Source organism: Temperatibacter marinus (assembly GCF_031598375.1).
In the GTDB taxonomy this organism is placed as follows: Bacteria; Pseudomonadota; Alphaproteobacteria; order Sphingomonadales; family Kordiimonadaceae; genus Temperatibacter; species Temperatibacter marinus.
Genome location: NZ_CP123872.1, coordinates 243,393 through 262,723, shown reverse-complemented (window position 1 = coordinate 262,723; position 19,331 = coordinate 243,393). Strand labels below are relative to the sequence as shown.

Annotated in this window: 14 protein-coding genes; 10 read left to right on the top strand and 4 right to left on the bottom strand. The window is 44.2% G+C overall.

The annotated features are described in order from the left end of the window. Positions 1-124: 124 nt before the first annotated feature. The 7 genes from QGN29_RS01195 to gabT all read left to right on the top strand — a co-directional run bounded on the left by QGN29_RS01195 (position 125) and on the right by gabT (position 10,031). The gene (locus tag QGN29_RS01195; protein WP_310798823.1) at positions 125-2,527 is read left to right on the top strand and encodes a TonB-dependent receptor; all 2,403 of its coding nucleotides are present in this window, start codon (positions 125-127) and stop codon (positions 2,525-2,527) included. A gap of 98 nt (positions 2,528-2,625) precedes the next feature. Further along, entirely contained in the window at positions 2,626-4,191 is a 1,566-nt protein-coding gene (locus tag QGN29_RS01190) for a tetratricopeptide repeat-containing sulfotransferase family protein (protein WP_310798822.1), read from the top strand. Continuing rightward, entirely contained in the window at positions 4,188-5,267 is a 1,080-nt protein-coding gene (locus tag QGN29_RS01185) for a serine hydrolase domain-containing protein (RefSeq protein ID WP_310798821.1), read from the top strand. Before QGN29_RS01190 ends, QGN29_RS01185 begins: the two co-directional genes overlap by 4 nt. Beyond that, positions 5,267-6,469 (top strand): MFS transporter, encoded by a 1,203-nt coding sequence (locus QGN29_RS01180; protein WP_310798820.1) that lies wholly within the window; start codon positions 5,267-5,269, stop codon positions 6,467-6,469. The genes QGN29_RS01185 and QGN29_RS01180 overlap by 1 nt, the downstream gene beginning before the upstream one ends. Then, positions 6,466-7,314, top strand: coding sequence for a carbon-nitrogen hydrolase family protein (locus tag QGN29_RS01175; RefSeq protein ID WP_310798819.1), 849 nt, complete (start codon positions 6,466-6,468; stop codon positions 7,312-7,314). The genes QGN29_RS01180 and QGN29_RS01175 overlap by 4 nt, the downstream gene beginning before the upstream one ends. Before the next feature lie 15 nt (positions 7,315-7,329). Next, positions 7,330-8,757, top strand: a complete 1,428-nt coding sequence (locus QGN29_RS01170) for an NAD-dependent succinate-semialdehyde dehydrogenase (protein WP_310798818.1) — start codon at positions 7,330-7,332, stop codon at positions 8,755-8,757. Continuing rightward, entirely contained in the window at positions 8,754-10,031 is a 1,278-nt protein-coding gene (gabT, locus tag QGN29_RS01165) for a 4-aminobutyrate--2-oxoglutarate transaminase (protein ID WP_310798817.1), read from the top strand. The genes QGN29_RS01170 and gabT overlap by 4 nt, the downstream gene beginning before the upstream one ends. A gap of 218 nt (positions 10,032-10,249) precedes the next feature. Here the strand turns inward: gabT and QGN29_RS01160 are convergent, their stop codons facing one another. After that, positions 10,250-11,176 (bottom strand): peptidyl-alpha-hydroxyglycine alpha-amidating lyase family protein, encoded by a 927-nt coding sequence (locus QGN29_RS01160; RefSeq protein ID WP_310798816.1) that lies wholly within the window; start codon positions 11,174-11,176, stop codon positions 10,250-10,252. Between the two features lie 111 nt (positions 11,177-11,287). Between QGN29_RS01160 and QGN29_RS01155 the strand changes: the two genes are divergently transcribed. Then, the gene (locus QGN29_RS01155; protein WP_310798815.1) at positions 11,288-12,181 is read left to right on the top strand and encodes a LysR family transcriptional regulator; all 894 of its coding nucleotides are present in this window, start codon (positions 11,288-11,290) and stop codon (positions 12,179-12,181) included. A gap of 253 nt (positions 12,182-12,434) precedes the next feature. Here the strand turns inward: QGN29_RS01155 and QGN29_RS01150 are convergent, their stop codons facing one another. Next, a complete protein-coding gene (locus QGN29_RS01150; protein WP_310798814.1) occupies positions 12,435-13,394 on the bottom strand; it encodes a glycosyltransferase family 2 protein in 960 nt (319 codons plus the stop codon). A gap of 405 nt (positions 13,395-13,799) precedes the next feature. On the opposite strand from QGN29_RS01150, the gene QGN29_RS01145 reads away from it, so the two are divergent. Both QGN29_RS01145 and QGN29_RS01140 read left to right on the top strand, forming a co-directional pair. After that, on the top strand, positions 13,800-15,653 hold the full coding sequence (locus QGN29_RS01145; protein WP_310797700.1) for a 2-oxoacid:acceptor oxidoreductase subunit alpha: 1,854 nt from the start codon (positions 13,800-13,802) through the stop codon (positions 15,651-15,653). 13 nt (positions 15,654-15,666) lie between these two features. Beyond that, on the top strand, positions 15,667-16,686 hold the full coding sequence (locus QGN29_RS01140) for a 2-oxoacid:ferredoxin oxidoreductase subunit beta (RefSeq protein ID WP_310797701.1): 1,020 nt from the start codon (positions 15,667-15,669) through the stop codon (positions 16,684-16,686). A 59-nt stretch (positions 16,687-16,745) separates the two neighbouring features. Here the strand turns inward: QGN29_RS01140 and QGN29_RS01135 are convergent, their stop codons facing one another. Both QGN29_RS01135 and QGN29_RS01130 read right to left on the bottom strand, forming a co-directional pair. Next, the gene (locus tag QGN29_RS01135; RefSeq protein WP_310798813.1) at positions 16,746-17,441 is read right to left on the bottom strand and encodes a 2Fe-2S iron-sulfur cluster-binding protein; all 696 of its coding nucleotides are present in this window, start codon (positions 17,439-17,441) and stop codon (positions 16,746-16,748) included. Then, positions 17,438-19,303: an FAD-binding protein gene (locus QGN29_RS01130; RefSeq protein WP_310798812.1), complete on the bottom strand. Its 1,866-nt coding sequence runs from the start codon at positions 19,301-19,303 to the stop codon at positions 17,438-17,440. The genes QGN29_RS01135 and QGN29_RS01130 overlap by 4 nt, the downstream gene beginning before the upstream one ends. Between the last annotated feature and the right edge of the window lie 28 nt (positions 19,304-19,331).

Below are 19,331 nucleotides of genomic sequence, written 5' to 3'. Positions count from 1 at the left end.
AAATTTAGGCATCTAAATGATGCCTTTTGTTTTTTAAATATAACAGTGAAGAAGAATTTTATAGTTGACTATAAAAATATATTGAAGCATATTTTTATCAATGAATATAAATTGGGAGAAAGATATGTCTGTTAGCAATCAAATAAAGAGTAGAAGAATGTGCGTTGCGCTCTTGTCAACAACGGCAATGACTTTATCAGCCGGATCAGCGGTGGTCGCGCAAGATGAAGAATTTACATTGGAAGAAATTGTTGTTACCGCGACAAGAAGAAGCCAGAGTGTTCAGGATATTCCATACAATATCTCAGCAGTCGGCGGCGATGCAATTGATAAAGCGATTATGACAGACAGTACGGAATTACTAAGGTCTATTCCCGGTATCGTTTCTCCTGATAGAGGAACGCGCAATGCCGCGACCTTAAACTCCATTCGAATTCGAGGTCTGAATGTTGATGGGGCAGCGCGAGGTGATTATGCTGCCTCTTCAGCACCGACTGTAGCGACTTACATTAATGATACTCCAATATTTACAAACTTGATGCTCGTAGACCTTGATCGCGTTGAAGTCCTTAGAGGGCCTCAGGGTACTTTATACGGATCTGGAGCTTTGGGCGGTGCCGTGCGGTATATTACCAAAAAGCCTCAGTTTGATGAATTCTCAGGGTATGTCCAAGGTAAAATCAGTAAATCTGATGGCTCCGGCGGTGCGAACTGGTCGAGTGATCTAGTTCTTAATATTCCATTCAGTGACAGTTTTGCTATTCGTGCTGTAGCAAGTCATATCGATAACGCAGGTATTATTGATTATACAAATGTCTATGCTTTAGATTCGAACATGGCGCCTGTTTTACCATCTGGCGGTCTTTCAAGCACAGACGCGGTCTTTACATCAGTCAAAGATGCCGATAGCTCTGAAGTGGATTTCTTAAGGATTACAGCTCTGGCTGAGTTAAGTGAAACTGTTGATATTAGCTTGATGTACTCTCACCAAGAAGATAGTGCAGCAGCGCGTCGTGCAACGGCTGAGGGCTACTATAATACTGCATACGGATCTCTGCAACAATACGGTGAGTATGAGGCTGGATCCGTACAACTTGAGCCAAGCCAAGCGACCACCGACCTCATTTCTGCAGAAGTGAATGTAGACCTTGGGTTTGCGACATTGACATCTTCTACTTCATACTATGAAGTGGACGGCAGTGCCATCAGCGAAAATACTGGATTTTACGCTCAAAAAGGCTGGATCGCGAATCTTTATTATAACCATCCCCGCCCTCTAGCGCGCGCGGATCGTCGCTTTGGCGATAAGGCTTTTGTTCAAGAATTGCGCCTAGTGTCAAATAATGAAGGGCCACTTAATTATGTTGTTGGTGCTTATTATCAAGATCAAGATAAGTCCATAGGACAAACGTCAACTCTGGCGGGCTATAGCGCTTGGGCTATGGAAAATTTCGGATGGATGTCTGAAGGGTTTGGATATGATGCCAACGATAATGACTTTATTTTTGATGATGTTCAAAAGGTTAGTGAAAAGGCCGTTTTTGGTGAGCTTACCTATGATGTTTCAGAAGACTTGCATGTGACAGCTGGCATTCGTTATTTTGACAGCGATGTTGAATCAGATGCAATTGTACAATTGCCATTTTGGGACTCTCTAGCATCATGGCAAGCAGCAAGAACGCAAACATCATCTGGGAAAAAAGATGCTCTCTTTAAACTGAATGTATCTTACGATGTTTCTGATGAAATGATGGTTTACGGAACGATTTCTGAGGGCTATCGCCGCGGCGGTGCTGCATCAGTACCAACAACGGGTAACTTTGCCGAAGACCCAGCTTGGCTTTCTTATGAGAGCGACAGTGTTGTGAACTATGAGTTTGGTGTTAAAGGTCAGACTGATACTCTGCGCTATACTGCGAGTGTATTTTATGTGGATTGGAGCAATCCTCAAATAAATACCGCAACAGCAAACTGGGGTTTCTTTACAGTTGCAAACGGTGATAAAGCCAGTACCAAAGGTCTCGAACTTGAAGTTGAAGCTCAGCTATCTGAAAATTTAAATCTGACAGCAGGCTATGCGTTTGTTGATGCGTCATTAACAGAAGATTTTGTTGCGCCTACTGGGGCCTATTCAATTGCGCATGCTGGGGACCGGACGCCAGGAACCCCAAAACACGTGTTTAATATTGTAGCAAATTATACGACTGAGATTAGCGGTGTTGAAACGCTATTCCGATTAGACGGATATATTCAGTCTAAGTCTCACAATTATATCAATAATGATCACGCCACCTATGGCCGTTATCATGCAGGGTTTGGTGTCTGGAATGGTAATGTTACATTTGATCTAGAGCCTTTTGATGTCAGTCTATTTGTGAAAAACATCACAAATGAAGAAGGCGTTACAGCAAATTTCAGTGCGACGTATATGGGACATTCAGCGCAGCAAAATTATTACGGTAATGGTGCTAAACGCGAAATCACATTGCCGCGCACTGTTGGTGTGGCTGTCCGCTATAGCTTCTAATAAGTGAGGAAGGGTGGGAAGGTAATTCTTCCTTCTCACCTTTTTTTATCGCAAACTATATCAACAAATTTAATCCGATATACTTTGCGGGGAAGAAAATGAAAATCATGACGATCATGCAACAAATAAACGGACTCATAAAAGAGCGCCGGATCAGCGATGCTGAAAAATTGGCAGTAAGCCTTACAGCGTCTTATCCTGCTCATTTAGATGGATGGGTTCAAAGGGGCCGTATTGCTCAGATGAAAGGAGACTACTCGGGTCTTCTCTCATGTGCGCAAGAAGTTCTGCATTTGGATGAAAACCATACTGTAGGGCGTCTACAAGAGATAGAAGCCCTTATTCATCTCTCAAGGCCAGGTGACGCCTTCATTCGGTTAGAAAGTATAGAGGCTTTAGCCGCCTCTAATGCAGTAATTTTACAGTATGTTGGACAATTTTATACGCAATTGGCCGAGTATGATTCCGCTTTTAGAGTGTATAACAAAAGCGTTGAATTAAATCCTAAAGATCCACAAGCGCATTATAATCTGTCGACAGCCTATAGTTTTACTGGGGATATGGTGAAGGCTGAGGCTTGCCTAGATCAAGTTATTAGTTTGAACCCTCATGATTATGATGCCTATTACAATCGGGCTACATTGCGAAAGCAAACCAAAGACAATAACCATCTCGAAGAGTTAAATGATCTTGCGTTGAAAGTCTCGAGCCAGCAACAAGCAATGGTTCCTGTTCATTTTGCCTTGGCAAAAGAGTATGAAGATGTCGGAGATTATGCACAGTCTATCTCTCATCTGATGGTAGGCACAAAAGCGCGTAAAGGAATGTTGCAATATACTGTGCAGTCTGATGTTGAGACTATGGATAGTCTCAAAAAACATATGAATTTAGACTTTTGTACTGACATTAAAAGGAAAGAGGGGGCCGGCCCAATTTTTATTCTTGGTATGCCAAGAACTGGGTCGACATTAGTTGATCGTATTCTAGCCTCCCATTCTAAGGTTGAGAGTATCGGTGAGATTAATGATTTTGCTGTTGCGATGATGCAGGTAACGGGGCAGGTGAGTAGTAAAGATGAGTTGGTTAAGAGGTCCACGGAGGCTGACTTCCCAAAATTGGCGCAGCTTTACAATGAATTGACAGCTTCCCGACGGAAAAAATCACCAAACCTAATTGATAAAACTCCTGCAAATTTCCTCTATATTGGTTTGATTGCAAAAGCGCTGCCAACCGCAAAAATCATCCATATAAAACGTGCCCCTATGGACAGCTGTTACGCAATCTATAAAACGCTGTTTCGAATGGGATACCCCTTTAGTTACGATATGGAGGATCTGGCAATTTACTATGCCTCTTACGTAAAATTAATGGACCATTGGTCTTCTGTGCTGCCGAGCCGAATTCATGAGATTTCTTATGAGAGTTTGGTGACTGATCAGAGAGCAGAAACTGAGAAGCTGTTAGCTTACTGTGATCTCGAGTGGGAAGAGAACTGCATTAATTTTCATGAAAATCGATCTGCATCAGCAACAGCCAGTGCAGCGCAAGTTCGCATGCCCATGTATCAATCTTCTGTCAACTTATGGAAGCGATATGAAGCCGCATTATCCCCTTTAAAAACCAAGTTAAATGCTTTGGGTATAGATTGCGGAGAGATATCATGAAGATTTTCACTGTTTTATTGTTTTGCTTCTTGGCCTTTTCTGTTTATGCCGAAGATTTACCTGTAAAGCCAATCTCTAAGCTCAAAGGCTATGATCAAGCAATTCTAAGACAAGATGGGATCATTAAAAAGCAAGATATGATCCTATATGGTGCCGTCATTGAAGGCACACATTATGTATCTGAATGCAAAGTCAATCGGCCTTGTGAAGATGTGATCCTGCCGTCTTATTCGATTGCAAAATCTATTTTGGCCGGTCTTACCTTAATGCGCTTAGAAAAGCTCTTTCCTGGAGCAAAAGAATCATTAGTAAGTGACTATATTTCCTCTTGTGCTCAATCGGGATGGCACGGCGTGACCTTTTCACATCTTCTTAATATGGAAAGTGGCCACTATAAGAAGGGAACGACTTATGGGGATGAAGACAAGATTACAGATTGGTTACTTCTGCCAACAATTAAGGAAAAGACTGAGGACACTTGTAACCGCTATGTAAAGCAACTGGCGCCTGGTGAAAAATTTGTTTATCGCACAGTGGATACAGGGTTATTGAGTGTCGCTATGCAAGCTTTTTGGCAAGAAAAGACAGGTAACCCGTCTGCTGATTATTACACAGACTTGCTTCAACCAATATGGGATGACTTAGGTCTGAAGAAGATGACTGTAGAACGCATGGAAGGGCGAATCCCTTTTGCTGGAACAGGATTGTTTTTTACGCGTAGCGATATCATGAAAGTTGCCAAAGCTTTGAACTCTAAATCTTCGATTTTATATGATCATTTAGATCAGAACATGTTGATCGCTGCGATGCAGGGATCCCCCCGAAAGGTGGGCCTGAGTGCGGACACGAGGTCTCAAACATATAAACATGGCTTTTGGGGCTTTAATGCTGGGGCCTATTTAAAGTGTTCCACAGATCTATGGGTGCCCTTTATGTCGGGATATGGCGGCAAAACAGTTGTGCTGCTACCAAGTGGGGACATCTATTATTATTTTAGCGACGGCGGTGTTTACCGGTTTGCAGATGTGATTGCAGAATTTCATAGACACAGACCAATTTGTAAAGGGGATGCATAATGAAATCTGTCAATTCGGAGAGTTTACTCGCAGCCATAATGCTAGCATTTTTAGCAACTGCGGGTCTTTTCTATGTGAACTTAGGAGGGGCTTTCTTATCAGCTTTTGTGGACGGTTTAGGTATTAGCCGCCAAGATGCGGGCTACATTACGGCCGCCAATAAATACGGAGCAGCATTTGGTGCTTTGATCGCAACATTTGGTATACGATATTTTCAGTGGAAAAAAACGGCTTACATCATCCTTCCTTTGATGATTGCTGTTGATGTATTATCCTTTCAAATCACTGACGCGAATTTGTTGAAATATATCCGATTTGGCCATGGTACAATTGGTGGCTTTTTAGTGGGAATTGGTCTTGGAGTCATCGCAAGAACCAACGACCCAGACAAAGGCTATGGCATGTTACTTGTCGTGCAATATACTTTCGGTAGCTTGGGTATTTACTTTGTTCCTAAACTAGTTTCTTCTTTTGGCCATGGCGCTGCTTTTGGAGCACTAATATGTTTCAGCCTTATCACACTGATGATGGTCCCTTTCATTCCTGATTACAAAGTTAAATCTGAGCAAGAGGCAATTGCGGGGAGTGGAACGAACAAGGGGTTGATCATTTTTCCTTTAGTGCTGGCAATGCTATCTATTTTTATGTTTCAAGCATCAAATATGGGAATTGCAGATTATGCAATTGAGCTTGGAAAAGAGAATGGCTATGAGGTGAGTGCTATCTCTGACTGGCTTTCTTTAGCCAATATTATAAGTGTATCTGGGGCTGTGCTCGTTTTTGTCATTGGCTCTAAATATGGACGCTTCAAGCCCCTCCTAATTGGACTCACTTTACAAGCAATTTTTACCTATGCGTTCCATTGGTCAGAGGATCCTAAAATCTATTTTATTGCGAATACGGTGACAGGCATTGGCTGGGCTTTCGTTATTCCTTACCTGCTTGGGCTTTTAGCGAGTTTTGACGGTCACGGCCAAATGGGAGCCCTTGCAGGGTTTATTTCAAAACTGGGGTTAGCATCAGGGCCGATGGTTGCTGCTTACCTTGTCGGTGAGAATGATTTTTCAGCTATAATAAATACGGCATCAGTAGGTTTAGCAATTTGTGCAGTAGCCGTCTTTATTCCCGCTTTAAAAGTGGATCATACAACAAAAGTAAATAACTCAAATTCGAAAGAATTAGATGGGGAGAAAACCGCATGACACAAATGACAATTGCGGGTTTGCAGCTCGATTTAGCCGCAGGTAATAATTTGGATACTGTTGTTTCCAAAATTAGAAAAACCATGTTGAGATATCCGTTTATTCAGATGATTGTTCTGAGTGAACTTGCCATTTGCGGCGCCGGTGCAACGACGGCGTCCCCGCGGCTGGCTGATTGTGAAGAAAGGCTATGCCGTCTTGCAAAGGAGCTTGATATTTGGCTTGTAGGTGGCTCCTTGATGGAAGACCTGGACGGAAAAATTTTCAATACAACGCCTGTGATTAATCCTGCAGGTGAGGTTGTTGATCGGTACCGGAAAATGTATCCTTTCTATCCCTATGAAAAGGGCGTCTCTGAAGGCCAAGACATTTGTGTGTTTGATGTGCCAGGGTATGGGAAATTTGGTGTATATATTTGCTATGATATGTGGTTCCCCGAATTATCAAGAGCCATGATAACAGAAGGCGCCGAAGTACTCTTACATCCAACATTGACGGATAGTTGTGACAGGGACGTAGAGTTGGCTATGGTGCGTGCAACTGCAGCACAGCAACAATGTTATTTTATTGATGTGAATGGCACAGGAGAGCAGGGGCTTGGGCGGTCTATGATGGCTGGACCTGATGGCGATATATTATATCAATCGGCAGGATCCGAAGAAGTGATGCTTATTGAAGTTGATTTTGATCGCGTTCGAAGATGCCGCGAGAGAGGGCTGATGGGGCTCGGACAACCCTTAAAGAGTTTTCGTGATGCCTCTCATAGCTACCCGCATGAAGGCATGGCGAATAGAAGTAAATTTTTGGATAATCTTGGGAAATTAAAAGTTCCAGCGAGAACTTGATTTAAGGAGCATATGATGACACTCGATCTTTCGCTTGTGACTGACTATATCAGTCACGGGACAGGCCTCGTTGTTTTAAATCCAGCGACAAATAGAGTTATAACGACTGTAAAAGAATATGACGCGGCTTCTGTTGAGAGTGCAGTTATTGATTCAGAACGTGCCTTTAAACAATGGTCGCACTTGACAGCTAAGGGCCGAGCAGAGCTACTCCAAAAATGGTATGGGCTCATTCTTGAAAATGCGGAAGGCCTGGCTCAGATCATTACTGCTGAATGTGGTAAACCTCTTGCAGAAGCTCGCGGCGAAGTAGCGTATGGCGCTTCCTTTATTGAGTGGTTCGCGGAAGAAGGTAAACGCATGTACGGTGATGTGATTCCATCTCCTCTTGCTGGTAAGAAAATTATTGTACAAAAGCAACCTATCGGCGTTATCAGTGCCATTACGCCTTGGAATTTTCCGATCGCAATGATTACCAGAAAAGTAGCACCGGCTCTGGCTGCTGGATGTACAGCCGTTGTCAAGCCTGCTGAGACAACTCCTTTATCTGCATTAGCATTAGAAGCACTTGCTTTGGAAGCTGGAATTCCGAAGGGTGTAATGAAAATTATTCCAACAACTGACCCTGTCTCAGTTGGGAAGGTCTTAACAGAGCATCCTGTTATTAAGAAGTTCTCCTTCACAGGGTCAACACCCGTTGGCAAACTTTTGATGAAACAATGCGCTGGAACTGTGAAGAAGGTTTCTTTAGAACTCGGCGGCAATGCCCCTTTTATTGTGTTTAACGATGCAAATATTGATAAGGCTGTTGAAGGGGCTCTGATCAGTAAATATAGAAATGCAGGACAAACGTGTGTCTGTGCAAATCGATTTTATGTTCAGGCTGATGTTTACGATGAATTTATCTCTAAATTCACCAAAGCCGTTTCAGGATTTACAGTAGGGAACGGGGCTGAAGAAGGTACAATAGTTGGCCCTCTGATAGATGAAGCTGCTGTCGAAAAAGTTGAAGGACTGGTATCTCTCGCGAAGGAACAAGGAGCAAACGTAGCCCTTGGGGGAGCACGCCATAATGCGTGCGGTAATTTTTATTCTCCCACAATCTTAACGGATATCCATCACAGTAATGCCATAGCTCAAGCTGAAATTTTTGGCCCTGTGGCCCCTGTGTTTAAATTTGATGCCGAAGAGGAAGCTGTGCAGATGGCTAATGATACGCCGTACGGACTTGCGGCATATTTTTATACTCAGGATTTGGGTCGTTCCTTTCGTATCATGCAAGCTCTTGAATACGGCATGGTCGGCGTCAATGAAGGTATCATTTCAACAGAGGTTGCCCCTTTTGGCGGTGTCAAAGAAAGCGGTGTTGGTCGTGAAGGGAGCCGGTACGGATTAGATGAATATACAGAAATTAAATATTGCTTATTAGGAGGTCTATCATGACCAAAAATAATGATTTACGCTTGAGAAGATTAGCAGCAGTTGCGCCAGGTGTGGCCTCAGCAACGAGTGTTTTTGCGAGCAAAGCCTTAAATGCAGAAGTCTGGGATGCTGATGGTCAACGATATCTTGATTTTGCTATGGGGATAGCCGTATGCAATACAGGTCACTGTCATCCTAAAATTATTCAGGCGGCTAAAGACCAATGCGATCTTTACACTCATACAGCTTTTCAGGTTTCTCCTTACGAGCCTTATGTAAAGTTATGTGAGCGCTTAAATGCTCTTGCTCCAATTCGTGAAGCAAAATCAGTTCTCTTTTCAACGGGAGCTGAGGCGGTTGAGAATGCGATTAAAATTGCTCGGGTCCATACAAAACGCCCTGGTGTCATAGCATTTCGCGGGGCATTTCACGGCCGGACAGCTCTTACGAGTACCCTAACAGGAAAGATCGTTCCCTATAGAGCAAGTGCTGGTACAGGCGCATCGAATGTGTTTCATGCTCCTTTCCCAATTCCGCATCACGGGATATCAGTTAAAGATGCTTTGAATGGAGTGAAGGCTCTCTTTAAATCCGATATTGAAGCCCACGACGTGGCCGCGATTATTCTAGAGCCTGTGCAAGGGGAAGGTGGATTTTATCAGGCCCCTAAAGAGTTCATGCAGGCTTTGAGAGAGATTTGTGATGAACATGGAATCCTCTTAATCTGTGATGAAGTTCAAACTGGTTTTGGGCGGACAGGGAAGATGTTTGCCACAGAGCATTATGAAACAGAGCCTGACATTATGACAGTGGCAAAAGCCATGGGCGGCGGCTTCCCAATTTCGGGTGTTATTGCAAAGTCATATGTATTAGATAGTACTTTACCAGGTGGTCTTGGTGGCACTTATGGCGGAAATCCAGTTGCTTGCGCTGCATCCCTTGCGACGATTGAGGCTATAGAAGAAGAAGGATTGATTAAGCGAAGTCAGGCAATTGGCGACGTGATGGTGGATCGATTAAATGCTTTTAAAGCAAACAAGTGCCTGCCAGCTATCGGTGATGTACGCGGTATTGGAGCAATGGTCGCTTTTGAGATGGTAAAAGAAAAAGGTGGCCATGAGCCAGACTCAGAAGTCACGACCAAGCTGGTAACCAAGGCCCACGAAAAAGGCTTGATCTTGTTGTCATGTGGCTATTTTGGGAATACAATCCGATTGCTTGCACCTTTAACCATTCCTGATCATCACTTGCATGAAGGGTTGGATCTTTTAGAAGAAGCTTTAAAGGCCTGTTAATCAGGCCTTTCGACGAGACATACTTTAGAAAAATTTATATGGCATGAACATGTGAGTAGCATCCGAGAATAAATATCGCCTTTTGCGAATAACCCTGTCGCATCATCTCGTCGTGGGCAGGTGGTGCCGGCTGGAAAAGGGTGAGCATCCACTGAAATCTTTTAGACACTTTTTACGTCTATGGGCCATGATCTTTATAGCCTGATTTGCCTCGATTATCAGGGTGTGAATTTTAAGAGATTCACGCCAGCCCAATTGAATATTTGAGTAACCCATACTTGATTTTTCTTGTCGACAAAAATACCGTGTACTGCGCTATATTGTCCTGTGTTTCGCCCAGGAATACCGCGATGATGCCTAATCAAGTTTCCTTTCATATCAAATTGCTTGACCTGCTCGGCTCTTGCGTCTGTCATCCATAAACTGTCCTTTGAAAGAGTGATCATGTATGGATATCCAACGTTCTTCCACTGCTTTAAATAAGTGCCCTCTAAGTCGAAAATTTGGATACGTTGATTCTCTCTGTCAGCGACATATACCCTGTCCTCAGAATCAATCACAATAGAGTGCGCGAAATTAAATTGACTGCGGCCTGTGCCCTTTTGACCCCATGACGTTTCTATAAAGCCATTCTGATCTAACTTGACGATCCTATCATTCCCTTTGTCGACTACATAGATATAGCCTTTTCGATCAAAAGCGACATCCATGGGCTGGTTGAATAAGGTGAGATTGTAATCGCGATCAAACCAACCTGTGCCTGATAATCCATTTTTCCCTAGGACCATTGTTACCTTGCCTGTCTCGGAAAACTTCAGTACCACATGTGTTTCAGTATCGGTTGTCCAAACATTTCCCATCTTATCTATTCTTAGACCGTGAGGGTTTTTAAATAGACCATGCCCAATCTCTCGGACAAACTGGAAATTCTCATCGAACTCTAGCAATTGGTGTTGACCGCGATGAAATATAATGAAATTCCCGTTCTCACGCCTTTGAATGCCAGTAACCTCACCGAGCGACCACCCCTCTGGTAAGGAGAAATTTATGGCGATATCTTCGAATTTCAGCTGGGTCGAATGTGCCGCAGTTATCCCTGAAACAACTGTGGCAAAAAGTAAAAACTGAAGTATGGCTCTAATCATCATAGGATATCCTTGCTGCTTATTGTTATGTATTGGATTTATGTATACTATTATTGATAAGGTGATAATGTAGATATATCGACAATTACAATTTCCATTAAAGAAATAATAATGAAACGAGATCTCGATAAATTTCACTTAATGAAAGTGTTTCATGCTGTTGCAACGCAAGGCTCTTTCACGAAGGGTGCCGCTAAAATGGGGATGACTGTCTCCTCAGTGAGTAAGGCTGTGCAACAGCTAGAGGCTGTGTTGAATGTAAAGCTAATGCACCGTACAACTCGGACATTGAGTTTGACTGATAGCGGTAATGAATATCTAAATGCTTCTGAGGTTATGTTGAATGATCTGTCAGAGTTAGAAGCGCGCCTATACCAGCGAGGGACCAACCCTTCCGGGTTGCTTAAAGTTACTGCGCCAATTTCGGTGGGGCAATGTCTCCTCGCCCCTCGATTACACGTTTTTCATAGTCAGTTCCCTGATATAAATCTGTCCTTAAATCTCGCTGACAATGTGAGTAATATTTCTGCTGAGGGCTATGATGTTGCTATTCGTTCTATAAAGGCGGCAGAGACCTCTCCCCTGTTTTCTATGGTTGTAGCGTCTCACGGTCGCAAGCTTGTGGCATCTCCGTCTTATATGGAATCAATAGATCTACTGAATGATCCTTTAGACCTAAGTGGTTTAAACTTGTTAAGCTATAACGACGAATCTAAAAATTCGTCATGGGAGTTTCAAAGATCAAACAGCCATAGGGTAGTCTATCCGAAACCTCTCTATTCTAGTAATAATTATAATCTATTATTACAATCTGCTCTCGACGGCATGGGCATCGCTAATTTGTATGATTATTTAGTTGATGATGCCATTGGTGACGGCAGACTATGCCATGTATTGCCCGAGTGGGAGCAGTCTGAAAGAACGCTTTATGCACTATATCAACAAAAGAGAATGACATCTCCTAAGCTTGATAAATTTTTAGAGTTTCTTGAAAACGTTTTTTGATATGCTCAAGTAATTTTAGAGGGAGTTTCAGATAATGAGGGCATTATGCTTCAATGTATGACCGGGCACAGCTGAACAGCGGCAAGCCACAACGATATGCTACTCATATCACATGCGAGATAAAGAAAGCGACTTTTAACAACCTCGAGAATGAGAAGCGCATAAATGAGATTCGAGCAGAAATTGGCCTGAAGGCTTTCGACCAAAAAGTCTATGCCCTATCCTGCAATTCATAAGAAAGGCTATTGAGCACTTAACTTAGGACTGCCGTGATCATCCTCCTGAGACAGACAGGTAAAGCGCGCGTTTTCATACGAAAACGAGTTGAGCGTTTTATTTGATAGGGGGTTATGGCCTCATAAGCCAATTCGAATTTCTGCGGTTCATCTTGGATATATAATCTGCGTATTGCTTCTTCTAAGGAAGATTGAATAAACAGGTGTGTTTTTTGACTATATTTATCAGGAATAAGCTCCTCATTCATATGAGAGATGGAAATTCGAGCTCTGTCTAAAAAATTCCCCGCCGCGCTCTGTGACATATTGCTGCCGTCTCTTCTGAGGCGAACCGTATGAGCTAGGGAAAGGACAAAGGGGTGATTGGCGAGGGCTAGGCGCCGCGTTAGGTCTGAATCTTCTGCTTGATACCTCGAAAAGCTTTCATTAATGCCACCGCATTTCTCATAGATGTCCCTTTTTATAGCCATCGTGGTGATCACAAGCGGATTATGCTCTAAAAGAGGTAGAAAAGGCGCTGGTAAAAGATAAACATCTTCTTTAATCATCGAGGCATAGCCTGCCCACCATTTTTTGGGGATGGATCGTAGGTGGAAATATCCTCTATTCTCGTCCTTACCAAATGTATCAAAATCTGTTGCGACGACGCTGGCTTCAGGTGTATCGGTGATCAAGGCTGCTATGGTCTCTAGGTGATTTGGTTTCCATAAATCATCACTATCACAAAAAGTGATCCAGGGAATTGAAGGGTCACTATATTCAATGGCTTTTTTCCGCGAAGTCCCACACCCCACATTCTCAATTGTAAACAGTTTTATTCTGTCCGAATATTTTTCAAGGATCTCTAATGAATTGTCAGTTGATCCATCGTTAACAACGACAATTTCTTGCGCGGGCTGTGTTTGATTAAAAATTGAATGGAGGGTTTCTTCAATGAGAGAGGCTCTATTGTAGACATTAATGACAACAGTAAACATACAATCTTTCTAAAATTAATCCCAAGTGGATAGCCCGTAAATGTACAAAATACTCTCAATAACTGCTTGAATTATATATGCATATATTTCTAAGCATCGTCTATTTTAAATTCAAGAATGTTTATTTTTTAGGATGGATACTGTCCTTCTATGGCTATATTCGATGATGTTTTTGCTGTGAAAGATGTTCGGCCTCTTGACGCCTTCATTGTTGATGGCCTCACTTGAGCAGTGACGGTAAGAGGGGATATGAGGTGTAAACTAGTTGACAGAATTATATTCAAGCACAGGTCACAGTCAATTTAACTTTAATAAGGGATCGGGACAGGTTGCCTGGTTCTGTAAAGGCCTCTCGGGCATTGTGTTTATTCACATGACCCAAAAAGGTATGACAAGGAAAATACTATGACAACGGACGTCCAGATTTTAGAATCTGCGGTGGTTCGGTTTGCAGGTGATTCTGGTGACGGAATGCAGCTGACCGGCAGCCAATTTACGAACTCTACTGCGCTTTCGGGCTCAGACTTAGCGACATTTCCAGATTTCCCTGCGGAAATCCGCGCCCCTGTTGGGACGACGTTTGGGGTGTCTGCGTTTCAAATTAATTTTGGTGCTAAATCGATTAAGACGATAGGTGATGAGCCTGATGTTTTGGTTGCGATGAACCCTGCGGCGTTGAAGGTCTCTTTGGATAATCTTCGGCGGGGTGGTTTGTTGGTTGTTGATGCGGGCAGTTTCACCAAGAGGAATCTTCAAAAAGCGGGTTATGAGACGAATCCCCTTGAGGATGGTTGTCTTGAAGATTATCAGCTGATCACGTTGGATGCGTCTAAGCAGACGGTTGAATCAGTGAAAGAGTTTGGCCTTGGGAACAAGGATGCGCTGCGTTCAAAGAATATGTATATGCTGGGGTTGATGCTTTGGATGTTTGACCGCAGCAGAGCGCCGGTTACGGATTGGCTTGAGAAGAAGTTCGCTAAAAAGCCTGAGATTGCGGCAGCGAATATTGCGGCATTGAATGCGGGGCATGCTTATGGAGAAACGGCTGAGTTATCCACCAGTATAAAGCGGTATCACATTGGTGCAGTGAAGCAAGAGCCGGGTCTTTATAAGACGGTGACGGGTTCTGAGGCTTTGTCTTGGGGCTTGGCAGCGGGCGGAGAATTGTCTGGATTGGATATTGTTCTTGGGTCTTACCCGATTACGCCGGCCTCTCCCGTTTTACATACGCTTTCGTCGTTGAAAGACCTTGGCATTCTGACGTTCCAGGCGGAGGATGAGATTGCGGCAGTCTGTGCGGCCTTGGGGGCTGCTTTTGGCGGGGCTCTGGGGGTGACATCTTCGTCAGGCCCTGGGATTGCTCTTAAGGGGGAAGCGCTTGGGTTAGCGATTTCTACGGAATTGCCTTTGGTTGTTGTGAATGTCCAGCGCGGAGGTCCATCAACGGGGTTACCGACCAAGACGGAACAGTCTGACTTGTACCAAGCCATATACGGCCGGAACGGGGATGCGCCTTTGCCGGTGCTCGCGACCCGCTCTCCTGCGGATTGCTTTGAGACAGCCATTGAGGCATGTCGGATTGCGCTCAAATATATGACGCCGGTTATTTTACTGTCGGATGGCTTTATTGCGAATGCTGCGGAGCCTTGGAAGTTACCGGATATGGAAGCGCTTGAGCCATTTGAGGTGGCGTTTGCGTCGGCCCCAGAGGACGGGGAGTTTAACCCTTATCAGCGGGATGATCTTTCGCTAGCACGGAACTGGGCGAAGCCGGGGACGCCAGGATGTATGCACAGAATTGGCGGGATTGAGAAAAGCTATGATACGGGTCATATCTCTTACGACCCTGCGAACCACCAGAAGATGACGGATGTCAGAGCGGCGAAAGTTGCGGGTATTGCGCGGGAAATTCCGCCTTTAGAGCCTTCGACGGGCAGCGCGGGTGCTCGGATAGGTGTTGTGGGATGGGGATCGACCTTTGGTCCGATTGAGGAAGCGGTGAAGATTGCTCGGTCAGAAGGAGTGGATGTGAGCCATGTACACTTCCGTCATCTGAATCCGATGCCGTCGAATACGGATGCTTTATTGAAATCCTTTGATCATGTTCTGATCCCTGAAATGAATACGGGTCAACTGAAAACAGTGATCCGCGATCGTTTCTTTATTGATGCCCAGCCGTTGAATAAGGTATCGGGCCAACCATTTAAAATTACTGAAGTGCTGAACGCTATTCGCGATCTCGCCTCAGAGAAGGCATAGGGGAGGGGAGACGATGACAGATCAATCACCACTAACCATTAAAGATTTTACCAGTGATCAAGAAGTCAGATGGTGTCCGGGTTGCGGAGACTATGCGATTTTAAAATGTATGCAGAGAACCTTGCCTGAGATGGGCGCGACGCTCGAGAATACAGTCTTTGTCTCTGGCATTGGCTGTTCGAGCCGGTTCCCTTACTATATGAACACCTATGGGTTCCATACCATTCATGGTCGAGCCCCCGCGGTAGCGACCGGGCTTAAGTTGGCAAATCCAGATCTTGATGTTTGGTTGATCACAGGCGACGGGGATGGTCTTTCCATTGGGGGGAACCATACACTGCATGCGCTGCGGCGGAATGTGGACCTGAATATTCTGTTGTTTAACAACAAGATTTATGGCCTGACCAAAGGACAATATAGTCCCACCTCAGAAGTTGGGATTAAGACCCCGTCTACTCCTATGGGGTCTGTGGATCCCAGCCTTAATCCGATTAACTTTGCGCTTGGCTGCGGGGCTAAGTTTGTCGCACGGACAGTGGATACAGCCCAAAAACATATGCCTGGTGTCTTCAAAGCCGCACACCAATATAAAGGCGCTGCTTTTGTTGAGATCTTGCAAAATTGTATCGTCTATAATGATGATGCATGGTCCGATATTACGGATAAGAAAACCGCCCAAGACAAACAGTTGCTTCTGGAGCATGGGGAAAAGATGATCTTCGGGAAAGAAGGGAACAAAGGCATTGTCTTTGATATGGATAGCTTCAGCCTGAAAGTGGTCACCATCGGCGAAAATAATATCACACAAGAGGATGTTTTAACCCACGATGAAAGCCATATAGGGATCGCACGCTTGCTGGCAGAACTCGGAGCGGGAGACGGAGAGCCTGTGGCTATGGGCGTCTTGTATCAAGAAAGCGTCGACCTTTCTTATGAGCGTGCTGTCCACGCCCAAATCGACCACGCAAGGCAGAAAAAGAAAAGATCTATTAAAGACATCGTCCTCGGCGGACAAACCTGGCATGTCAAATAAACAAAAAAATATATAGGGGGCTTGTGTTTGGTGCTCGATGCCCCCTAGAAAAAATGATGTTATTTTTCTTGAGCTGATTTAGCGTCCAGCAAAGGATTAATCACCTCACGCATCAGATTAATTCCAACGCCGCATTTGCAGCCGTCACAGTCAATACAGGTATTGAGACCTAGATCTGTAGCAAAAGAAAGTGCCTTCTCTTTGCTTTTGGATGTGGCTTGAGGGTCAACAATGGCTTGCTGAGCTTTCAAGAAAGCATACGGATTACCATAAGGGAGCGCTTCTGTATGACCACCTTCTTCATTTTTTTCATGGAGAGGACACCCATCCAAGCAAGCATAACATTCTATACATTGATTAAGAGAATCAAATTTTTCTACTGCTGCTGGATCTGAGCTTACTATGCCATTGTCTTGGTCTTTTTCAAGATGGCCCTGAAGCTGCTTGTTGACAAGATCCCGTCTTACGACAAAATCGCGGATTGTCGGCAAGCTCGAAAATGATGTGATATGATCATTTTCTCGGAGTTTATGTTTGCAGGCTAACTTGGGTTTGCCGTTAACCTCGATGGTGCAAACACCGCATAGGGCATTTCGACACCCATACCGGTAAGCGAGATCAGGGAATATGTTTTCTTGAACCTGTAATAAGACATCTAATGCCGTCGGCTTTGTATCTGGAGAAAGCGGAGAAAAATCAACTTCATAGTCAAGGCTATCCTTGTTTGGATCTATTCTGGTGATTGTAAACTTCATGGTGCATCTCCTAAAAAGCTATTATAGACATCGCAGAGTAAAGGATCTTGTTGTTCAAGCGGCATCCGCGCAATCTGTGAGTGTCGATCTCTTTTTTGATTGTGCAATTGACTTTGAGCTTCTTTGAAATCGCTTTGATTTAGAGCTCTCTCTAGCTTTGCCGTGAAGACTTTCCCGTCAAGGTAAAAGCTAGTCACGGCATAATTCATAGGATCAGAGGGAAACGAATCCTCATCTAACCTTACATGGGCGCCAGTTGATTTAGTCCTGACGAGAGCAGAGGATGCAATCACTTCTGCACACAGACTGAGATTGCGAGTTTCAACATAATCTATGAAAGATTGGTTCCATACATGATCAGTCGGAATTGAAGAGTTTTCATTTGATACGCGGACAGTCTCTAGTCCTGAAAGGACCTTGTTAAGGCTTGCACTATCCCGTGCAGGACCAATGCCCGTCCATGCAAGGCTTTGCAGGTTACGCTGAACATGGATGGGAGCGGTGTCGCCCTGTTGGCCTAATTTACTGGAGTAAAAATCATAATGTTTTTTCTCAAGCTGATCGATATCCTCATTAGAAGTAGAAGAGCGGTGATGTTGCGCAGCACGCTTTCCTGAGATTTGACCAAATATTGCTCCTTCTGAAAGGGACGTAGAGCCAAGCCGGTTGCTCCCATGAAGTCCACCTAGAGCCTGACCGGCTGCATAAAGACCTTCGATAACCTTTTGTTCAGAGTCTAAAACTTCAGTACTGCTTGTGACCCTAATGCCCCCCATGCAATAATGAGCAGAGGGACTTACCTCCCATGCTTCTGCAATCCGTGCAGCCTTCGGGCCAAGGGCTTTTTTAACCGTTTTTAAGACAGTCGGGAATTTTTCAGAGTAAATTCGTTTAAAGAGAGCCCCAGATTGACCAATCATGTTTGGAGTTAGATCAAGGTAACAGCCCTCATTTTCTGTACCTTTCCCCGCGGCGACAGCTTGGGCAATAATGGCACTGGCTTCTGCTCTCGTCATTGTCATCAAATTGTTTGCTATCTCATTACCGTCCTTATCTTTGAGGACACCTAAAATTCCTGTGGTGACAGGTTCCCCGATGACAAGACCTTGATAAGAACCTGGTGTTGCTATGGCAAAGGGAATAAATTGAATATGCTCCATATCCACAAGTTGAGCTCCGGCCCGGGCAGCAAGGGCAAAAGAATCGCCTGTGTTACCGCGCATCGTATCTGTATGAGGATAATAAAGAGTGCTTAATCCCCCACAGGCAATGATGACTGAAGGCGCGACAATAGAAATAAAAGTTCCTTTTGTGGCATGATAGAGAAGTCCTCCACAGATAGACTTATTCTTCTGGTTGCTTATGTAGAGATCGAGAAACCACGCATCCTCAATAGTATCAATCTTTCCTTCAGCGATAAGCGCGTGGAGCAATGCTTGCGCATGGTCAAGTCCTCCATTTTCGTGATCTACAGATCTTGGAAGACTATGACCACCCATGGGAACTCCCAGAGCAATGGGCTTCCCAGTTTTGGGATCCGTTCTAGATCTGAGGCCGTTATCTGATAACCATTTGTGCGCGTCTTGAGAATTTTCAGCAAAGATTTGCGATAAGCTAGTATCCCCTATCTCGCTTCCCCCAGTTTGCATATTATTAGCAAGCTCTTCAACGGTGTCTTTTTCTGAACCACTTTCTCTAACAGTAATAATACCTTCAGAAATTTTTGTATCTGAGCAAATCAGAGGGTCTTTACTGACGACCAAAACGCGGGCGCCTTCTTTCATCGCTTGATTAGCTGCTGCAGCGCCAGCCATGCCTGAACCGACAACGATAACATCATAATGCAGTCTCTGAAGTGTCATAGTTTTCCTACCTTAAGTAAAATCGACC